Source organism: Pseudomonas faucium, assembly GCF_021602585.1.
Classification (GTDB): Bacteria; Pseudomonadota; Gammaproteobacteria; order Pseudomonadales; family Pseudomonadaceae; genus Aquipseudomonas; species Aquipseudomonas faucium.
In genome coordinates this window covers 290080-307490 of sequence record NZ_BQIP01000001.1, presented here as the reverse complement: position 1 = coordinate 307490, position 17411 = coordinate 290080, and the positions used below count along the sequence as shown (strand labels likewise).

The 17411-nt window shown below is 56.3% G+C and carries 12 protein-coding genes; 6 read left to right on the top strand and 6 right to left on the bottom strand.

The window, feature by feature from the left end:
* Nucleotides 1–75: 75 nt before the first annotated feature.
* Entirely contained in the window at nt 76–3591 is a 3516-nt protein-coding gene (locus L6D75_RS01460; RefSeq protein ID WP_176511172.1) for an SIR2 family NAD-dependent protein deacylase, read from the bottom strand.
* Nucleotides 3592–4260: 669 nt separating this feature from the next.
* Between L6D75_RS01460 and L6D75_RS01455 the strand changes: the two genes are divergently transcribed.
* The 3 genes from L6D75_RS01455 to L6D75_RS01445 all read left to right on the top strand — a co-directional run bounded on the left by L6D75_RS01455 (nt 4261) and on the right by L6D75_RS01445 (nt 7936).
* Entirely contained in the window at nt 4261–4911 is a 651-nt protein-coding gene (locus L6D75_RS01455; RefSeq protein ID WP_174369651.1) for a hypothetical protein, read from the top strand.
* Between the two features lie 8 nt (nt 4912–4919).
* The gene (locus L6D75_RS01450; RefSeq protein ID WP_176511171.1) at nt 4920–6059 is read left to right on the top strand and encodes a helix-turn-helix domain-containing protein; all 1140 of its coding nucleotides are present in this window, start codon (nt 4920–4922) and stop codon (nt 6057–6059) included.
* A gap of 125 nt (nt 6060–6184) precedes the next feature.
* On the top strand, nt 6185–7936 hold the full coding sequence (locus L6D75_RS01445) for a hypothetical protein (protein ID WP_176511170.1): 1752 nt from the start codon (nt 6185–6187) through the stop codon (nt 7934–7936).
* Nucleotides 7937–8070: 134 nt separating this feature from the next.
* On the opposite strand, the gene L6D75_RS01440 is transcribed toward L6D75_RS01445, so the two are convergent.
* Entirely contained in the window at nt 8071–8673 is a 603-nt protein-coding gene (locus tag L6D75_RS01440) for a DUF6088 family protein (protein ID WP_219824843.1), read from the bottom strand.
* A gap of 419 nt (nt 8674–9092) precedes the next feature.
* On the bottom strand, nt 9093–9545 hold the full coding sequence (locus L6D75_RS01435) for a hypothetical protein (protein WP_176511169.1): 453 nt from the start codon (nt 9543–9545) through the stop codon (nt 9093–9095).
* Between the two features lie 85 nt (nt 9546–9630).
* On the opposite strand from L6D75_RS01435, the gene L6D75_RS01430 reads away from it, so the two are divergent.
* Nucleotides 9631–9930: a helix-turn-helix domain-containing protein gene (locus tag L6D75_RS01430; protein ID WP_174369656.1), complete on the top strand. Its 300-nt coding sequence runs from the start codon at nt 9631–9633 to the stop codon at nt 9928–9930.
* A gap of 525 nt (nt 9931–10455) precedes the next feature.
* Here the strand turns inward: L6D75_RS01430 and L6D75_RS01425 are convergent.
* Nucleotides 10456–11769 carry a tyrosine-type recombinase/integrase gene (locus L6D75_RS01425; RefSeq protein ID WP_174369702.1) on the bottom strand — a complete coding sequence of 438 codons (1314 nt, stop codon included), beginning with the start codon at nt 11767–11769 and terminating at the stop codon, nt 10456–10458.
* Nucleotides 11770–13598: 1829 nt separating this feature from the next.
* Here L6D75_RS01425 and L6D75_RS01420 point away from each other — a divergent pair.
* A complete protein-coding gene (locus L6D75_RS01420) occupies nt 13599–14210 on the top strand; it encodes a class I SAM-dependent DNA methyltransferase (protein ID WP_176511168.1) in 612 nt (203 codons plus the stop codon).
* Between the two features lie 24 nt (nt 14211–14234).
* Here the strand turns inward: L6D75_RS01420 and L6D75_RS01415 are convergent, their stop codons facing one another.
* Complete coding sequence (locus L6D75_RS01415) at nt 14235–15263, bottom strand: transporter (protein WP_176511288.1); 1029 nt, start codon at nt 15261–15263, stop codon at nt 14235–14237.
* Between the two features lie 172 nt (nt 15264–15435).
* Between L6D75_RS01415 and rfaD the strand changes: the two genes are divergently transcribed.
* On the top strand, nt 15436–16467 hold the full coding sequence (gene rfaD / locus L6D75_RS01410) for an ADP-glyceromanno-heptose 6-epimerase (protein WP_176511167.1): 1032 nt from the start codon (nt 15436–15438) through the stop codon (nt 16465–16467).
* A 7-nt stretch (nt 16468–16474) separates the two neighbouring features.
* On the opposite strand, the gene paaX is transcribed toward rfaD, so the two are convergent.
* Nucleotides 16475–17398: a phenylacetic acid degradation operon negative regulatory protein PaaX gene (gene paaX / locus L6D75_RS01405; protein ID WP_176511166.1), complete on the bottom strand. Its 924-nt coding sequence runs from the start codon at nt 17396–17398 to the stop codon at nt 16475–16477.
* Nucleotides 17399–17411: the final 13 nt, after the last annotated feature.

Genomic DNA, 17411 nt, shown 5'->3' with positions numbered 1-17411 from the left:
GCAGTAGACCGCCTAACGGACCAAAGGCGTACCGCGCCAGCAGCATCGTCCAGAGTATTCGGTTTGCGCTCTTGCCTAGGCGAACCGGACTTCAGGCAATGGATCCTCCTTGGCTTCGACCATGACGCGAGCGAGCTCTCCGCAGGGTTCGGTACGGTGTGCGCTGAGGCTGCGAGCCAGCTGCACACACTTGGTCCTGACAATCGAAATGGTAGCGGCCTCATGCCCGAGGTCGCCGGTCGCTTCATATCGGGTGCAATCAAACACCACTGGCAGTGTGTCGATCAATGACCCGGATTCCTCTGCGGAGAGCCGACCGCGCTCAAGCAACGTACGCAATGACTCGATGATCTCCGGCAGTGCGCTCAGGCGCTGCGGGCCAAAAAGCATGACAAGCAAGCTCACCAGCCGGCGGGTGATGGGGCTGTCGACTCGCGTGCGCCATTCGCGGATTGCATAAGCGGCATAGCTTACGAACTTGGCATCTTGGTGCTGCAGCGCATGTCGCAAAGTCTTCTCGACAAGGGAGGCAACAGGATCTGTGTCGGCGAAATAGATGTACGCGACCAATGCTCCGGGTGCTTGGACTTCTCGGTAAAATAGGTCGAGCTGGGCGAACATCGCTTCGCTGGACAGGCCTCCCAGGTGAGGCGCCACAACTAGGCCCAACGCTTTACTGATCAGTATGCCTTTCCTTTGCTCGCCACCGTGCGAGAACGCCATTTCCAGCTGGCTTTGCGCTTTCGGCCGCCAGCGTGTCATCAGCTCGAAGTAACGTCGGGCCTGCTCGGCGCTGGGCCTGATATCCGCGCTGACAGAGCCCACCGAGTTGATCAAATCTTCCAACAATTCCTCTTCGAACAGACCCTCAGCACCTGCCTCAAACAGCTTAACACTCAAGCTATCTTTGAGGTTCTCTGGCTGATGGCTCGGAAGTTTGAGCAAGGCATGAGCGAACAATCGGTTGGCGCCCTGCAGGAGGGGATTGGCGGGGTCACTGCCCCACACTTGCTGGAGCAAACTATCGCGTTCTGACGGCGTAAGGTAGTTCGCATCCAGCAACGGGATCAGTCTGATCAAGGCTGCGCCGGTGTCCTTACTATCGGCGTTCACCGACTGAATGATCTGTGCGATCCGCCGATCGATGACAGGGTTCGCCAGGCGCTCTCCGGGTTTTTCAATCACCGGATTCGGCCAGTCGTTGTTAGCACTGAGACCGATCTCGTGCGCCAATGGCACCTCGAGTGCGTACTGCACCAAGTCGGCCTGTTCATTCTCAGGGACACTCTCTAGCGAATACCGCAACAAGTGGCCCAGGGCGTCCTTCAGCCAAAGATGGTGCAGGGCGGGTTGCTTACTGAGTTCGGTCGCCAATATGAATAACTGTCGGGAGCGGTCAGGAGGCAGTCGGACGCTAATGCGCGCCAGGATTTCGATGAATACACGCAGGTTGGGTAGTGCAGCGTGCCGGCCTGGGCCAACTCGCTCGGCGGCTCTTGCTTTCCAGTAATTGATCGCACGCACGCACTGATCGGCGAGTTGCTCGACCTGCGAGTACGCAAAGCGCGCGACTCGCAGTCTGCTGAATGTTTTCTTGATGATTTCAGCGGTCTCTGTGCTCGCACCCCGCACAGCAAGCGAGAAGCTGTAGAGCCCGTCCACGCCGTCCAGGTCGACCAACTTTTCCGCCTGGCGACAAAACAAGTTTGTCTGTTGCCAGCGCAGTGGAATGCCTACCGTGTCCAACAGCCCTGTCATAACGATCAGGGGATGTAAACCGGAGGTGAAAGTCACGCTGCTGGATCCGTCGCGATAGCTGCCAGGGGCAAAGTTGGGTACTACTGCGTTGTCTTTGCGCTGCCGATCGAGTGCATTATCGATACTGACCCTCAGGTCATCGAGGATCGCCCAGGGATCGCAACGATGCTCTCGATAGAGGGAAGGGAAGGGCAACGCCTGTCCTGCGAGGTCCAGCACATGATAAAGCCAATGGGCCCAGGCGAGTCGAGAAAGCAGGGACAGTGATCGCCGGTTTTGGTGATGAAGTACGAGAAGCTCGCGATAGGCCTGCGCGACTAGCAGGCTTGCTTCATTGAGCGTGCCGAGTTCCACCAGCAGCGAGGCTTTGCGCAGCTTCCACCAGGGTTCGTCGATGGAAATCCGGTCACATTGCACCTGCAGTGCTTCATAGTCGAACGCATCCCGTGCTTGGATGGCCCGGTAGTAGGCGATCTCGTTCGCCGCGTCGGACCAGTGTTTGGTATTGGACTCAATGAAATGCTCCACGCGACTCCATGAGTCGGAAATAACATCGGCCCAGCGCTGATTTTTCAGCAGCAACACCGCGCCCTCCAGCCGCTCTCGTTTGGAAAGCGGGCTTTGCTCGTCGAGCACGGTGTCCAGCAGCAGTTGAGAAAACTCAGCATCGAGCGGATCGTGTGCCAGGTATCCGCGCCAGATACGCTCGTAGATCAGGCGGGCGCGCAGCTGCTCCGGCAGTTGCCGCAGATTACTGGCTGAGAAAGCATGGAAAGTGGCTTGTTCAAGGACGCGGTCTTGAAGATGGGACGGCAAGACTAACCACCCTGGGTAGCTGCTTCGGTCCGCTTGTAAGGTTGCAAGGCTGTCTTCGAACCACTTGTAATTCTGTTCCCGCAGGAACGCATCGATGTGCTTGTTCTGTTGGATTGGCTGGTTGAGATAAGTCGGTGACCAAGCGCTCTCGGCCTTCGGCTCGAGGCTAACAAGGGCCTGGAGAAATAGCTTGGTGGCCTCCCGATGAGCAAGTTCTGGATCATCATAATCGGCGACCAGCGGTGCCAAATCGATGGGAGCGATATTGATCGATTCGAGGTATTTCCGCTTGGCCGCGTTGAGCCCAAGTGCGCCCACCAGGTAGATACGACGCGCATGTCCAGCCAGGTGATCGCGGACCCAGCCCGCCCAGGCAAGGAAATTAGGATCTTCGCCGGAGAAACCCAATAAACACAGTTCGTTTTCAATGAACACTTGCCGGGCGTAGTTGACGAAAGCGGCATACCGAGCGGGATACCTCCGGTAATCTTCCTGGGTAAATACCAGATGGTTATCGAGCACGATGGTGCCGTGCAGTTTGACGATGCGCGGAGACCTGGCGCTTGCCAAGTCCTCCTGTTTGCGCACCACGTGGTAAACCCTCTCCGGTAACGCCGCTGCAGCGCGCTCCAACAGTGTGTCCCAATTGGTTGTCAACACTTCCGACCACGGCAGCCGCAATAAGTCGTCATGCAGGGCGCTAGGTTGAAATGCCTGGTCATTGACGGCCGTCTTCAGGCTGTCATGCATCGACTGAGGGCCAAAGAACGCTTGATACTCTTCCGCCAGGCGTAGCAGGTCGGAGCTCGAAGAGCCCAATTCCTCGCCCATTTGCTTGCAGAGCTCGAACCACAAGGGCATTTTTTGCGCTGGATTACCGCTGATGGCGGCGCTCCGGCTAAAGCCCGCTCCGACCATGATGGCAGCGCCGTGGAATGTCCCGTCTTGTTGCCACAAGGCCGCAGCCAGTTTCTTAAGCGCGGCGAAATCTGCCAATTGGTTTACATCCACGTTCATTGCACCTCGTGCCATTGTTCCCAGCGGGCCAAGTTTTCTGCCTGCTGCCGTGCCGGATATTGTGTGTGGCTACGTGAGACCATTCGGCAGCACGTCAACGTCATCAGCCACCGCAGCGCTCATGCTTGTGGCAGCCTCACCCTGCGGCGTCCGCAGGCATTGTGCCACCGTCGACCCTTGGATCCAATCCGCTCAGCAATAGCATTTATGCCTTGCCGAGAAAGTTCAGCTGCGGCGTTGGCAATGGGGCGGTTGGGAGCAAGGCATGCGGCGGTGCTCGAAATACGAGACCGCTATCGCTGCGCACGAACAGGTCAGTGAATGCTCGGCAGTTATAGGCTGAAGCGCAGGTCAAAGCCGCTCGACCCTTTACATTGACGTCACTTCTGGCAACGACGTTTCCCGTCGAAGCTCATGGTAGCGAGTGAGCTGCCACAATCGATGGGAGTAGCGTTGTGAACGCAGTGGGTGCTGCAACGGGAGGGGTGGCGTTAAGTGAGCTGGACGTACAGACCCTGGATTTGGTGAAGGCGGCGCTGGGGTGGTGGTACTGGCTTGCAGCGCTACTTCAGCAGTAAGCAGAACAGCTGCTTGCAGGTCAGGACTTCTTGTTTTTATCCCTCAAAAGAGGGAGGATAACCGGAAGCGCGTCCCCTGGAGGAAGTTGGCATGCATGTTTGTCAGGTTTACGAAGGTGTTGTCGAAGTGGCTGACCGTCTCGGCCAGTTGCGCATGCCAGCCGAGGCGATCGCCGAAGCTGTCTATCAAGGCCACTTGCACCGGGTCAGGCTGACCCCCAATCACCCCGGGATTTTCCCGGGTATGGAAATGTGGGGCTGGATAGTGAGCTCGCTGCGTGATCAGTTGCGCCCGTTCGGTTGGATGGCCCACGAAAATGCCAATTACCCGCTGACCGTGCACCCGGATCTTCTGCTTGCCCTCACCGTCGCCTCGGCTGACGCTGGGGTAGGGAATTCGTCGTGCACACCCACCAACCGTTCCAAAAAGGGCAAGAGCACCGTCGATGCGGTCCAGCAGAACCGCCAATTGGACATGTTTGCCGAGTTGCTCCCGCAATTGAGCAGCCCCCACGGGGCTGACGGACACGAAACCTGGATTCTGCTACATCACACGGACACGGTAAAAAATGAAATTCGCCTGGAGCTGTCCCGTCCAGCGAGTATTGGCCGTGGCGGGAAAATTACTGCCTGGTTTGAACGCATCCTATTGTCTCCCATTGACCTGAATGATGATTTCACTGCCCTCTCGACGCCGAGCGGTGCTGACATCGAAATTGACATCCGCCGTAAGAACGCCTGATTTTCTGTATGTTTAACTCCCTGCGGTTTGCGCTAGCCAGACGGCGGCGCGGTATGAAAAAACGGGAGCTCGCATCCCGTATCGGTGTGACCGAGCGCTCTGTATCGAGCTATGAAAGTGGCACACAAGAACCTGAAGCAGCCACGATGACGCGGATTGCCCAGGCACTGGGTTTCCCTGAAGCGTTCTTTTTCGGCGACGATCCTGAAATACCCACGCCTGACGTGGCCAGCTTTCGCTCGCTGTCAAAAATGTCAGCCGGCCTGCGTGACAGTGCGTTAGGCGCCGGTGCGATTGCGCTTCTTCTCAACGAATGGCTGGAATCACGCTTCGATCTTCCTCCGATAAATGTGCCTGACTTGGGCAGCGAACGTGCTGCACAGACTTCCGTGGATGGAGTGGCGGGTCCCGATCAAGCCCCGGAAGTCGCTGCTGAAATGTTGCGGGCACACTGGCAGATCGGTGAGCAACCAATTAAAAATCTCATTCTGTTACTGGAATCGAAAGGCGTTCGGGTCTACTCCCTGGCCATCGACGCCAAGGAAGTTGACGCATTCTCCATGTGGAGTGGGGGGCGCCCGTTCATGTTCCTCAACACCTATAAGTCAGCGGAACGATGCCGGTTTGATGCGGCGCATGAATTGGGCCATCTGGTTATGCACCAGCACGCCCATCCCCAGGGCCCCGATTTGGAGCGCGAAGCTAACGCATTCGCGTCGGCATTTCTGATGCCGCGCGCTAGCGTACTGGCAAGTGCACCGCGCTCGATCACCTTGAACAGCTTGATCAAGTTCAAGCGGGTCTGGGCCGTCTCGGTTGCCGCATTGAACTATCGCTTGCACAGCCTTGGCCTCAGCTCGGATTGGACCTATCGAACCTTGTGCATTCAGATTGCCCAGGAAGGCTACCGCACCAATGAGCCGCAGCCGATGCAACATGAGCGCTCGGTGGTTTTGGAAAAGATTTTCGCGGCGTTACGGGCCGAAGGGCTGAGCAAATCGGCGGTGGCCGCGCAGCTGGCCATTCCGCCTGAGGAGATCAACGAGTTGACCTTTGGCCTGATGCTGAATGTCTTGAAGGGGCAGGGCGGGGATGCCGACATCTCGCGCCCGACTTCCGCGGCTCACTTGCGTCTAGTCAAAGGATAAGCGCTCCGCTCGCTAGGCAATGCCCCCCTGGATCGAATACCCCGGCAGCGGTGGCTGCTGCTGGGTGTCCAGCCAGTAAGAAGAGCTGAGCCCCCGTTTGGCAACTATTAAAGGATTCAGTCGCAATGGATTATGTCGCCGCGTTCCCCCTCCCCGAACACCTGCTGCCTAAGCGTTTACACGAGCTTCTTCTGCCCATCGGCACCGACCCCGAACTGCGTGTCGAGGTCACCTGCTTCACGGAAAATGAAGGGCTTGGCATCTCCGACGAGGCGGTGTACATGGTCATGGCTGTAGTCCCGGACAGTGGCCAACCGGTGCCGAGCCTGCACACCGAACAGGGTCAGGTGGCGTTCTCGACCCCGGATCTGGGCGAGAAGGGTAGCGTGAGCCGGTATTTGCCCAGTGTGAGCGGGCACGACTACATCGTGGCCTCTTGGGGCAACAGCGCCTTTTACACCTACAACCTTGCGGAAAAGGTATGGATGGCACTCGGTCTGACCCCGCGCTGTTTCGGTAATGAACAGCAGCGAATAGCCTACGATGACTTGGGCGTACCTGAATTCAATGTGGCCGAAGGTGAGATTTCCGCCCAGTACTATTTCAAGGCCTCGCGCCATGTGCGATGGCACATGTCCAATGACTATCTGCGCCGTTACCTCTGGCTGCGCGGAGGGCGAGGTGTCCGTCAGTTCTATTACAAGGCGCGGCTTGAAGCGGGCGCGGAATTGCGCGCCTGGATGAATGGCCGAGCTTTTGTTGAGCTGGGCAGCGCAGGCACCTGGTTGGACGGCGATATTCGGGTGGACAATGGCGGGTTGCTGCTCCAGGTTTGGGCCACCGTGGAAGCGGTGTCGTGCGAGCTTTCGCCACAGCAGTCCGCGGAAGGCCTGCTCTGGCCTGGTGTCCAAGAGCCTGTTACACATGCCCGCGCCAATGACATCTTCAATGCAGTTACCCTCTATCTGGATGACCGATTCCTCGAACGGTATGAACAGAGCCATTTTTACGACACGACTCCAGTCAACCTCCATGGCTTCTGGCACTGTAGTCCGTCCTACCTTGGCCAGTGGGCTTTCAGCGGATGCGAACGCGTCGGCCGCAATTTGATCAAGGTGCAACTTCGAGAGCTGTACAAAGGACTGCCAGATCGAGAAATTTTGCATGCCCATGCTCATGTAGTGCCGCCGCATCAGATCGGTGATCATGACCTTGGGGCTGAGCACGTCGTCGCTAAGGTCGACCGGCTGTTGGTGCAGTTGCTGAACCTCGCCGATAACCTGTCCGCACTGGCTGGCCATCTGGGCATTGCTAAGCCTGCGGAAGAACTCATCGGTTTGCGGCGCAGCGATATCAAAGACAATGGCTGGCTGCATTACCCCCAGTTGGCCAAGCTCGCGCAGGTTGCCCCGTTGGCCTTGACGCAACAGGCGTTCCTAGCGCGTTGCAAATCCATCCACGAGCTGTGTCAACGGCTTCCCGATGGTGTTCTCAAGCAGCTTTTGCATGCGGCAGGTGTACCCCGCGCCAAGATCGTGCAGCGAGGCAGTTTGAAGCTGCTACAAACGCTGCTGAATATCCTGCAACGCCTCGATGCAGAAGAGGAGGCGATTGATGCGTTTTCTCGCGTTGAATGCCCCGAAGGCTGGGATAATCGCAACCCTGACCTCGCCATGCTCTTCGTCGCAAACGATCTGCGTATAGCAGATGCTCACGATGCGGTAGGCGCGTCGCTGCAGCGTCTTCAGGATCAAGGGTTCGACAATGCATCTTTGCATCAAGGTTACGGACGAGCCCTCGACTTCGTATTGGACGGCGTTATCAATTCCTTCGCTGCGCTCAACTTGCCCCTGGGTCGAATCCTTGCAAGGCGATGACGGCTCAGTCCTCGCTATTTGTCGCGCTACTTATGTGAGCTGAACCAATCATCAGGCTTCGCAAGCGGTTACCAGAGAAATCGTTGCTGTGGATTTCGCGGTTACCAGCTTGGTGGAGGGTGGAACGTACGATTTTAGCCTTCATTCTCGTAAGCGGAGCCGGCCCATACAGATCGCATCCACTTAGGCATTTTGCAGGCCATGAGCTTTTTGTGTTCCTCAGGGCTAAGCGAGTGTGCGATCTTCCTTACCGTTTGCTCAGTCAGCCCTGTTTTCCCAAGATAAAATGAAGCAGTCAGTACTATTCCTACTTTCGTGCCAGCTAGCTGGAGTCGTTGCCGTGACACATGATGTAACCGAACTACCGCGTTACCGACCTTAATTTCACGCGTCGATCCGCTGGTGTAATACGTCGGCAGAACCTGCATTTGAGTGCTCAGTCCAAGCCAGCGCACGGCCTCTGAGCCATGGATCTGGATAGTCTCGCCTCTAGCCCTTGCAACCGCTTTCATAACTGCAATCGGATTGGCTCGTACCTGTTTACCAGAGTATTCACTCTTCTTGGGGCGCATGTATACGCCGTGAACAACGCGCTCTAGGAAGCCACTTAGGACCATACGAGACAGCGCTTTGTTTACCGCAGAACGGGAGCCGGCTTGCGCGAAAACTGCACCAACAAAGGGCTTACCCTTGGGCATGTGCTTGATACGGTTCGAAATAGACTCTGCGACAGATATGACTGACGCCTCCATGTCATCTAGTAATTTTAAGCCTTGCTTCTTCAGATCTCCGAATGGCCAGCCTCTCTTCTATTTTGCAACACGTTTCCTGCAAGTTTCCCAAGGGGTTCAGCATCTCTCCCAGCAGCTTCCGCACGCGAGAGAAATCTTCCTCTTCGCTGGCTGAAAATGTCAGATTCCAAGATCGCTCTGGCATCTTGGGTGAACTGCGAAATTTGCTTCCACTTTGCCGACTTCGCTTTACGTCGCCCCTTCATCTGCTCCTCGCGTCAGTAACCTGGCCTGAAGAATTGATAGATCTGGAACTGATCACAGCTCCTCCCCACGCGGAAAACCCAATGCCCTGGGATATTTACCAAGTGGCCTCGAATGCCCGTGAATGCTGCTGTCAGTGGAGGAGAGGCCTCACAAGCATTTCACTTTTGACTGAGGAGATCATTAGTGGAGTCGAACAGGACATGACTTGTTGAAAAGCCTTGGGGGTCGTGGCTTCCGTTCAAAAAGTAGCTATGGCCGCCCTTGACCTCGTATTGCAGTTCAAAGTCATTGGTGCCCCCTGAGCTGAGCACACTCAATTTCTCAAGTTTCTCCATCATCCATCGAGCTTGCCGGTTGGTATGTGGTGGCGTTACCAGCATCACCTCATCAAGCCATGTGTGGCTGGATTGACAATCAACGAGATCTCGAAGCTCTTGGGCATGATGGACCATCATCATGGACGTTGAGACCTGACTCCCTGACTTGCGGCTCACCTGCAGATAGAACCATGGGTGAATCAGCTCCTGCTCAACGCATCGCCATAGCTGGCTGTGACCATGACCCTCAAGCCCTTCGATTACCATTTCAGTGTGGCGATAGGTAGTGAACATCGGCAAGCCCTCAAAATGAACACTATAGATTGTAGCCCTATAGGATTCGATAGCGCTTCATCGTTCCTTTTGTGGGAACGTAAAATTGGAACTCAGTATCGCGTTCGGCCTTGCGCTCAAAAAGGTTCGAAATAGTAGAAATCTCACGCAAGAAGATTTCTCTACCGTGAGCAGCCGCACGTATCTCAGCTCACTGGAACGAGGCCTGAAAAGCCCTACGCTGGAGAAAATCAATCAGCTAGCGGGTACGCTCGACGTTCACCCGCTCACCATCCTCGTAGCCACATACGTCGCGCGGGACGCCAACCTGGACATTGAGGGTCTTTTTCAGACAATCAAAGATGAATTGGCTGGGATGAGCTCTTTCCAGGACCTCTCTCAATGATGCGCTAGCGCCTCTCGCTGAACCTGTGATGAGTGAGCGCATGCTATCGCTGGGCATGGAGGTCTTTGAGGGTACGGCGTGAGCAAAAGGGGCAGGGCAGAGGTACATCGTTGGTTACCACCAGAGTGAGAGGCATAAGATCTGCCGGGTGCCTGGTGTGCCGGGATACACTGTTGACGCAGCCTTGCCTGTTCCACGTTCTTCGGCAAGCGGCAGACTGCCGAAAACCTTGGCTGCCTGCTCAAGAACCTTGGCGAATTGAAAGGCTATTGCGCTCTGCGCGTCGGCGCAAGTGATCAGCATAATTGAATGCCAGGCTTGGGATACGAGCAACGAAGACCGTACACAGCATGAACGGATGCTGGCCCAGCGTGACCTGTTATCCAACGATGCTACTCCTTGAGGTAAGCCAATACTTGGAAAAAGCAATCCTCACACAGGTGCAGTTCATAGCGCTCCCCATCCAGGACGGAGCGTAGGTTAGCCAAAGTGAAGAGGTAGACGACCACGGTAATCGCCATCTATTCAGAGATCACGATCTACAATGCTCAAATCTTTGTTAGACCGGTGACGTTGTTCGTCAATGCTGTGGTAGTAATTGTTCACCGTAGTGGACAAGCTTTCGTGACGCAAATCAGCCTGCAGGTCTTTATCATTACGAACTTTTGCATCGAAGGTTGCTGAGGTATGACGTAGCCAATGGGTCGAGGCAGAACGTAGGGCATCTATCTCGTCCTCAGTTCGATCTTCCTCCTTCATTCGGCTTAGGGCCTCATCAAAGACACTCTGCACCAAAACACGAATATGTCCTTCAGACAATCCTTCTCGTCCATGATGAGCGCGGAGGAGGGGTGTTGCATCATCCGAGGTGGGGGTAGCAGTTAAGCCTAGATAATGACGGTACCGACGCATCCAGACATCGATATATTCATTTTTAACGCTAATCTTGGCAATTTTGTTACCCTTGCCGATTACGTGAAACCACCAGGCGCCGGATGAGTCCTTCCGGAAATCACTCATCAAAGGTAGCCAGTTATCACGACCGGCTAAGTCAGAGATACGGAGGTACATCGAAAAGATCGTTGAGATGATGAATAAGGTGCGCTCATGCTTATCCGGATCAGAGCTCGCCATGCCCTCAGCCGTATCAAGAACGTAGCTCCATTGGAGTGGAGTCAAAGATTTAGCTTTTTGAGTCCCGGAAACACGCTGCTTATACTTGGATTTCTGCTTAATGGCTCGAATGGGGTTAACGCTTTCAGTCAGGCCTTCATCAGTACAGAATTGGAAGAAGCTACCGCATACCGCAAAGATTTGGGCGATCGAGTCTTGAGCCAGCTTGCGTGACTGCGGCTCAAGCTCGCGCAGTGTCTCTTTTGCAATTTTCGCGGATCTTTTACTGGTGGTAAAGAAAAAAGGACGCCATTGAGGATTGGCAATATACGTGTCTGTGTCTTTAGCCTTGCGGCCTCCGATGCGCTTGAATCGGGCCTTGACGATTGGACCGATCCACTCAGCCGGAGGCTTGATGCAAAACTCCATGAAACGTTCGCCATCCTGGCGTTTCATCTCCAGCAGCGGTTTTTTTGCCACGATGAGACACCACAGAAGCATTCGTTCCACATGGGTGCGGTAGGAATTGAAAGTCGCTTGGTTACCACCGTACGATCGGAGAAAACTGCGGACAGCTAGATATCCCTCAAATGGCTGAAGGGCTTCAGGGAATGACTTGAGAAACTCGAGGACCGGAGGCTGCTCAGCACTCAAATTGCTATGGTTTAACTCTTGAAACCGGTCGTGGGTTTCAAAAAGCGGAAATGGAGAAACTGCAGTAGCCATTGGAAATCCCGGGATGCTAGTGAATCGTACATCTGAACCTCCGGTGCTGCAATATTCGGTTCTGACAATTATCGAATATTGCAGTACTCAGAATGAGTTACCTCAACTACTCCGTTGAGGCGCCGGAGCGCAACGGACGGAAATCCGATCGGGACCATGCTTGATCTTCCGCTAGCGCGGCATCGCGCGCACCAGCCCCCTTCAGAATTGCAAAAGGGGCAGTCCTTAGCTGAAGGCATCGCTCTTTCGTGACACCACTGGCTTCCATCTTGTCAGCAATAAGTGCGAAGAAAACGTTAACAAGCTCTCGAACTTGTCGAGCGCTGAGACCAGGCCTCCCGTATGAGGTCTCTAACAGAGGGACGTCCTCTTTATCTGAAGGGAATGGAGGCAGTCCGCGGCTTAATCGATAACGCTTCAGGTACGGTAGGAGACCTAGCGGAACTCGAATCGGAATTATCTCGTGCACGCAACTATCTAACTTGAACCACCATACATCGCGACGCTTAAAAAAAGAGGTCATTAACGGGGCTTGCCGATTACTACCCCCTAAGTCCGAAATACGGACGCGTAAGTGGTATGCGCACATAACGATAAATAGTGCTCGCTCATGCCTCTGATCTTCATCAGCTAACTCAACTGCAAGCTGACTTGCAAACTGCCACAAATCAAAAGCTAATGCTGGTCTGGGTGCACGAAAGGGTTTCTCGCGCTTTGAGTGCACTGAATTTAGGACTGCAACCGGGTTGACGAAAGCGTTCCCGGTAGCCAGCAGGTAATTATAAAGAGAGCTGCATATTCGGAGTAGCTGTACTATAGAGCTGTTTGACATCGAGAGTGATCGCGCATTGTTGAAGGGTCGCCAATTTTCGTTGAATGAAATTCCGTCCTCCCCATTCACGAAGCGTTTTCGGGGGTACGCTGTTTGCCAGTTGTCAGGCGGCATCTTATTGAAAGCAATGAAGTCATTGATCTCCAGGGCCGACAGATCAAGAATTGACTTATTTGCTACTAGCCAGCTCCAGAGCAAAAGACGCTCAGCAGACTGCCTGTAAGATAAGAACGTGCTTTGCTCATCCGTATATTTAGCTAAGAAGCTGCGAACCAAAGTAAAGTCAGTAAAATATCTATCAGGGGCGAGCAGACTTTGAAGGAAATCCGAAACAGGCGCGTAGTGCTCCAGAAAATCCTGCAGAGGAATCTCTACGGACATACGATCATTAAATATTGGGCGAGGATGCATTCGGGCGTTCCGCATAACTGGGACTGATCTTTACGTTAAGTTGACATCTTCGGCGCGTCAAGAAAGCGTTTGCTCAAGCGGATGTAATCGGTAAATTCCATTCATTACCAGTAATGAGCGGAAAAAAATTTGGATGATTTTTTTGCTGCCTCTGTCATTCGAACCCCCGTGATACAGCGCCTCCAGCGCGACAGCGCCGGAAAGCTATCAATTAATAAGTGGACAAGATAGGGCGCGAACATGGTTCGTTTCGCCATTAATGGGTGGAAAATCTGTAGATGCAGGCGGGCCGAAGAGTGATTTCCACTCAATAATTACGTTTTCAAGTGGTACAGGTTATGAGGGCGAACGAAAAAACCATTGAAATCAGCTGGTTGCCTGAGAGCGCGCCATTCCATTCATTAAGTGACGGTCACAGTCCGATCATTAGGAAACGCTGACACATGAACATTCCTGACATAGCATCTGGTTTAACATAATATGCATTATGCGCACATTCACATATTCCACACGGGCCACACCCAAGCTACATTGCAGCACACACGACCCCCTGTAGAATGGCTTTTCCCGATTCAAGGACGTCAGCATGCCGCATCACCCATCCGCAGATCAGATCATCGATCTCTACGACCGCAACGCTTCCACCTGGAACGACCTGCGCGGCAATCGCCTCATCGAACGCAAATGGATCGAACGCTTCCACGGCTTGCTGCAGCCTGCGGCTACCGTCCTGGATCTAGGCTGTGGCTCTGGCCAACCCGTGGCGCGTTTTCTGATCGAATCTGGCCTGTCGGTCGTTGGCGTGGATTCCTCAACGCAGATGATCGCGCTGTGCACCGCACAATTTCCCAACCAGCACTGGCTGCAGGCCGACATGCGCACGCTGGACCTGGCGCGCCAGTTTGCCGGCATCCTGGCCTGGAACAGCTTTTTCCACCTCAAGCCGGATGACCAGCGCCAGATGTTCGCGGTTTTCCAACGCCATGCAGCGCCAGGTGCGTTGCTGATGTTCACCAGCGGCCCGTCACATGGCGAGGCCTTGGGTGAATTCCAGGGAGAAACGCTGTACCACGCCAGCCTGGACCCGCAGGAATACCGGGCCAGGCTGCACGAGCACGGCTTCGAGGTGCTGGACCATATCGCGCAAGACCCGGATTCTGGCGGCCTGACGGTGTGGTTGGCACGCCGCCTCCCCTGACTCATATATAAGCCAAAATTATAACTACACTAAATATTCATTTAGTGTAGTTATAATGAACGCCCAACGCCCTACCAGCACCGTAAAGGTCGCCACCAACGCCACCAGCACCCAGAACCCATGCGGGTCGTCGGCCAAGGGAATGCCGCCCACGTTCATGCCAAAGAAGCCGGCGATGATGTTGATCGGCAATGCCAGCACCGTCACTACCGTGAGGGTGAACAAGGTGCGGTTGTTCTGCTCGGTGAGCTTGGCCGCGATCTCCTCCTGCAGCAGCTTTATACGCTCCACCAGTGAAGTCAGGTCGCTGATGATCACCGCAAACTCTTCGGTGGCCGCTCGCAATTGCCGCAGGTCCTGCTCGCGCAACCAGTCCGGTGGGCGGTTGAGCAAGCGCAGCAAGGACCCCGGCTCCAACGCCAGCAGCCGCTGCAGGCGCACCAGCACGCGGCGCAGGCTGCTCAACTCGGCGCGGTTGTCGCTCAGGCGCAGCGACAGCAACTGGTCTTCGATGCCGTCCACTTTCATCGTGGTTTCCCGCACCACCTGGGTCAGCAGGTCGCCTTGGTCACCCAGCAGGTGCGCGAGCAGCTCGACCGTGGAGCCGAAGCATTCGCCCTGCTTCACCGAAAGCCGCAGCTTGTCCACCGAGTGCAGCGGCTGCAGCCGCACACTGACCAGCAGCCGGCGGCGTGCGCAGGCCCACAGGGTCGAGACGTCCGACGAGACCAGGCCGAAGTTGAAGACGATGTCGTTGACCACGGCCAGCAAGGCGCCGTCGGTATGTTCGATGCGGGTGGAGCGAGAACCTTCGCGCAGGGTCTCGAAAAAGCTCTCGGGCAGGTCCAGGTGGCTCCTCATCCAGCGCTCGCAGGCGGCATGGGCAAGGTTCAGGTGCAGCCACATGAACTCATCGTTGTCTGCCGGCTCCAGCAGGCGCTGCAAGGCCTCGGCCGAGTCGATTTCCCGCGCGGCCTGACCCGGGCAGAAGGCGAAACCATACAGCAGTCCATAGAGATCCGCTTCCGAATGCCCATGGACCGGGCCCAGCATCATGCGGTCTGCCATGTGGGTAGAAACCGAGTGTTAAGAAATTGAAATAATAAATTTCAATACATGACAGTGGGATGACGACGCGCCCGGCGCGAACATTGATCCAGATTAATACCGCTGCACCCCTCCTCCCCCAGACTGAGCACTTCGCACCCTCACTGGGGGACTAGGCATGACCATTATCGTGACCGGCGCCGCCGGTTTCATCGGCAGCAATCTGGTCAAGGCGCTCAACCAGCGCCACGAAACCCGGATCATCGCCGTCGATGACCTCACCGATGGCGACAAATTTCGCAACCTCGCCGACTGCGACATCGCCGACTACCTGGACAAGCACGACTTCATCGAGCGCCTGCGCCAAGGCCAGTTCGGCAAGGTACGCGCCGTGCTGCACCAGGGCGCCTGCTCCAGCACCGTCGAAGGCGACGGCCGCTTCATGATGGAAAACAACTACCGCTACAGCTGTGACCTGTTCAGCGCCGCCCAGGCCCAACAGGTGCCGATGCTGTACGCCTCCTCGGCAGCCGTGTACGGCGCAGGCCAGGTGTTTCGCGAGCAGCGCGAACATGAGCAGCCGCTGAACGTCTACGGCTACTCCAAGTTCCTCTTCGATCAATATGTGCGCCGGCACCTGCCCGCTGCCCGCAGCCAGGTCGTCGGGTTGCGCTACTTCAACGTCTACGGGCCACGCGAGCAGCACAAGGGCGCCATGGCCTCGGTCGCGCTGCACTGCTTCAACCAGTACCAGGCCCATGGCAAGGTCAGCCTGTTCGGCCAGTATGGCGACTACCCGAGCGGCGGCCACCTGCGCGATTTCGTGTCAGTGGACGATGTGGTCAAGGTCAACCTGTTCTTCCTCGATCACCCGCAGCTCAGCGGCATCTTCAACGTCGGCAGCGGCCGCGCCCAGGCTTTCAACGACGTTGCCCTGGCGGTCATCAACCGCCTGCGCGGGCAAGAAAGCCTGCCGCCGTTGACGCTGCAGGCGGCCTTGCGCGAAGGCGTGCTGGAATATTCGGCGTTTCCCGAGCACTTGCGCGGCAAGTACCAGTGCTACACCTGCGCCGACCTGCAGCGCCTGCGCAGCGTGGGCTTCGCGGCTGGCATGGCGACCGTCGAGCAAGGTGTTGCGCGCTATTGCGACTGGTTGCTGGGTGAGCAACGCCCGTTGCAGATGCCGTTCAGCCAGGCGGGCGTTGCTTGAGGGTGGCTCAGGCCAGGCCGCCAAAGCGCTTGTAGAAGCTCTCGTTCACATCCGGCAGCGGGCCGTCTGCGGTTTCCAGCGCGGAGTTCAGCAAGTCTTCGGCCTTGGCGAAGATCAGCCGATACAGGTTGCGGCACAGCTGGCGTGCGGCCCTGCCTTCCCAGTCGCCCGGCAACAATTCGTCGGGCAGCTGCGGGTCGCGCAGCAACAGCCTGCGGTATTCATGGATTAGCAAGGTGCGCGCCAGGAAGCAGTCCTGGGCATCGAGCTCGGGCTGCTCCTTCAGGCTCTGCCACAGCGGCCGGAACAGCTGGATGAACTCGCTGTACTGCTGCCCCAGTTCATCGATACGCCAACTCTCCCGCACCTGCGCACGCAGGGCCTTGGAGGCCAGCACTTCCTGGGTGTGGGTTTCGAAGACGATGCTGTCGTCGCCCGCCTCCAGCTCGCGCAAGGTTGCCGCCAGGTCGCTGCGGTCAGCCCGCGGGCAGCCCAGCACGTTGGGCGCCATCACGCCGAAACCCTGCCATTCCAGCTCTTCGCGCACGGCCTTGCGCTTGCCGGCTTCGAGCTGCGACAGCAGCACCAGGGTCCAGGCGCCATCCCAGGCCGGCTGGCTTGGGCTGTAGACCCGCTTGAAGGCTTTTTCGAAGCGCCGCCGGCCGGTGCCGGTGAGGCTGTAGTAGCTGCGCCGGCCGACTTTTTCGGCGGTCAGCCAGCCTTCCTTGGTCAGGCGGAAGATCGAGGTGCGGATCAGCCGTTCATTGATGCCGATCGGCTCCAGCAGGTTGATCAGGCTACCCAGCCAGACCGTGCCGCCATGGGGTTCGATGGCATCCCCGTAGAGGGTGATGATCAGCGAACTGGCGCGAATCGGGGTCTGCTCCTGGAAGCGGGTGATCAAGGTATTCAGCGGGGCGAGGTTGCTCATGGAGGAACTGTGC

Excerpts from the sequence above, each read along its gene's own strand:
- L6D75_RS01425 (WP_174369702.1), bottom strand. The coding sequence starts at position 11,769 with ATGGCTACTGCAGTTTCTCCATTTCCGCTTTTTGAAACCCACGACCGG.
- L6D75_RS01455 (WP_174369651.1), top strand. The coding sequence starts at position 4,261 with ATGCATGTTTGTCAGGTTTACGAAGGTGTTGTCGAAGTGGCTGACCGT.
- L6D75_RS01460 (WP_176511172.1), bottom strand. The coding sequence starts at position 3,591 with ATGAACGTGGATGTAAACCAATTGGCAGATTTCGCCGCGCTTAAGAAA.
- rfaD (WP_176511167.1), top strand. The coding sequence starts at position 15,436 with ATGACCATTATCGTGACCGGCGCCGCCGGTTTCATCGGCAGCAATCTG.
- L6D75_RS01435 (WP_176511169.1), bottom strand. The coding sequence starts at position 9,545 with ATGTTCACTACCTATCGCCACACTGAAATGGTAATCGAAGGGCTTGAG.
- L6D75_RS01415 (WP_176511288.1), bottom strand. The coding sequence starts at position 15,263 with ATGCTGGGCCCGGTCCATGGGCATTCGGAAGCGGATCTCTATGGACTG.
- paaX (WP_176511166.1), bottom strand. The coding sequence starts at position 17,398 with ATGAGCAACCTCGCCCCGCTGAATACCTTGATCACCCGCTTCCAGGAG.
- L6D75_RS01420 (WP_176511168.1), top strand. The coding sequence starts at position 13,599 with ATGCCGCATCACCCATCCGCAGATCAGATCATCGATCTCTACGACCGC.
- L6D75_RS01445 (WP_176511170.1), top strand. The coding sequence starts at position 6,185 with ATGGATTATGTCGCCGCGTTCCCCCTCCCCGAACACCTGCTGCCTAAG.
- L6D75_RS01450 (WP_176511171.1), top strand. The coding sequence starts at position 4,920 with ATGTTTAACTCCCTGCGGTTTGCGCTAGCCAGACGGCGGCGCGGTATG.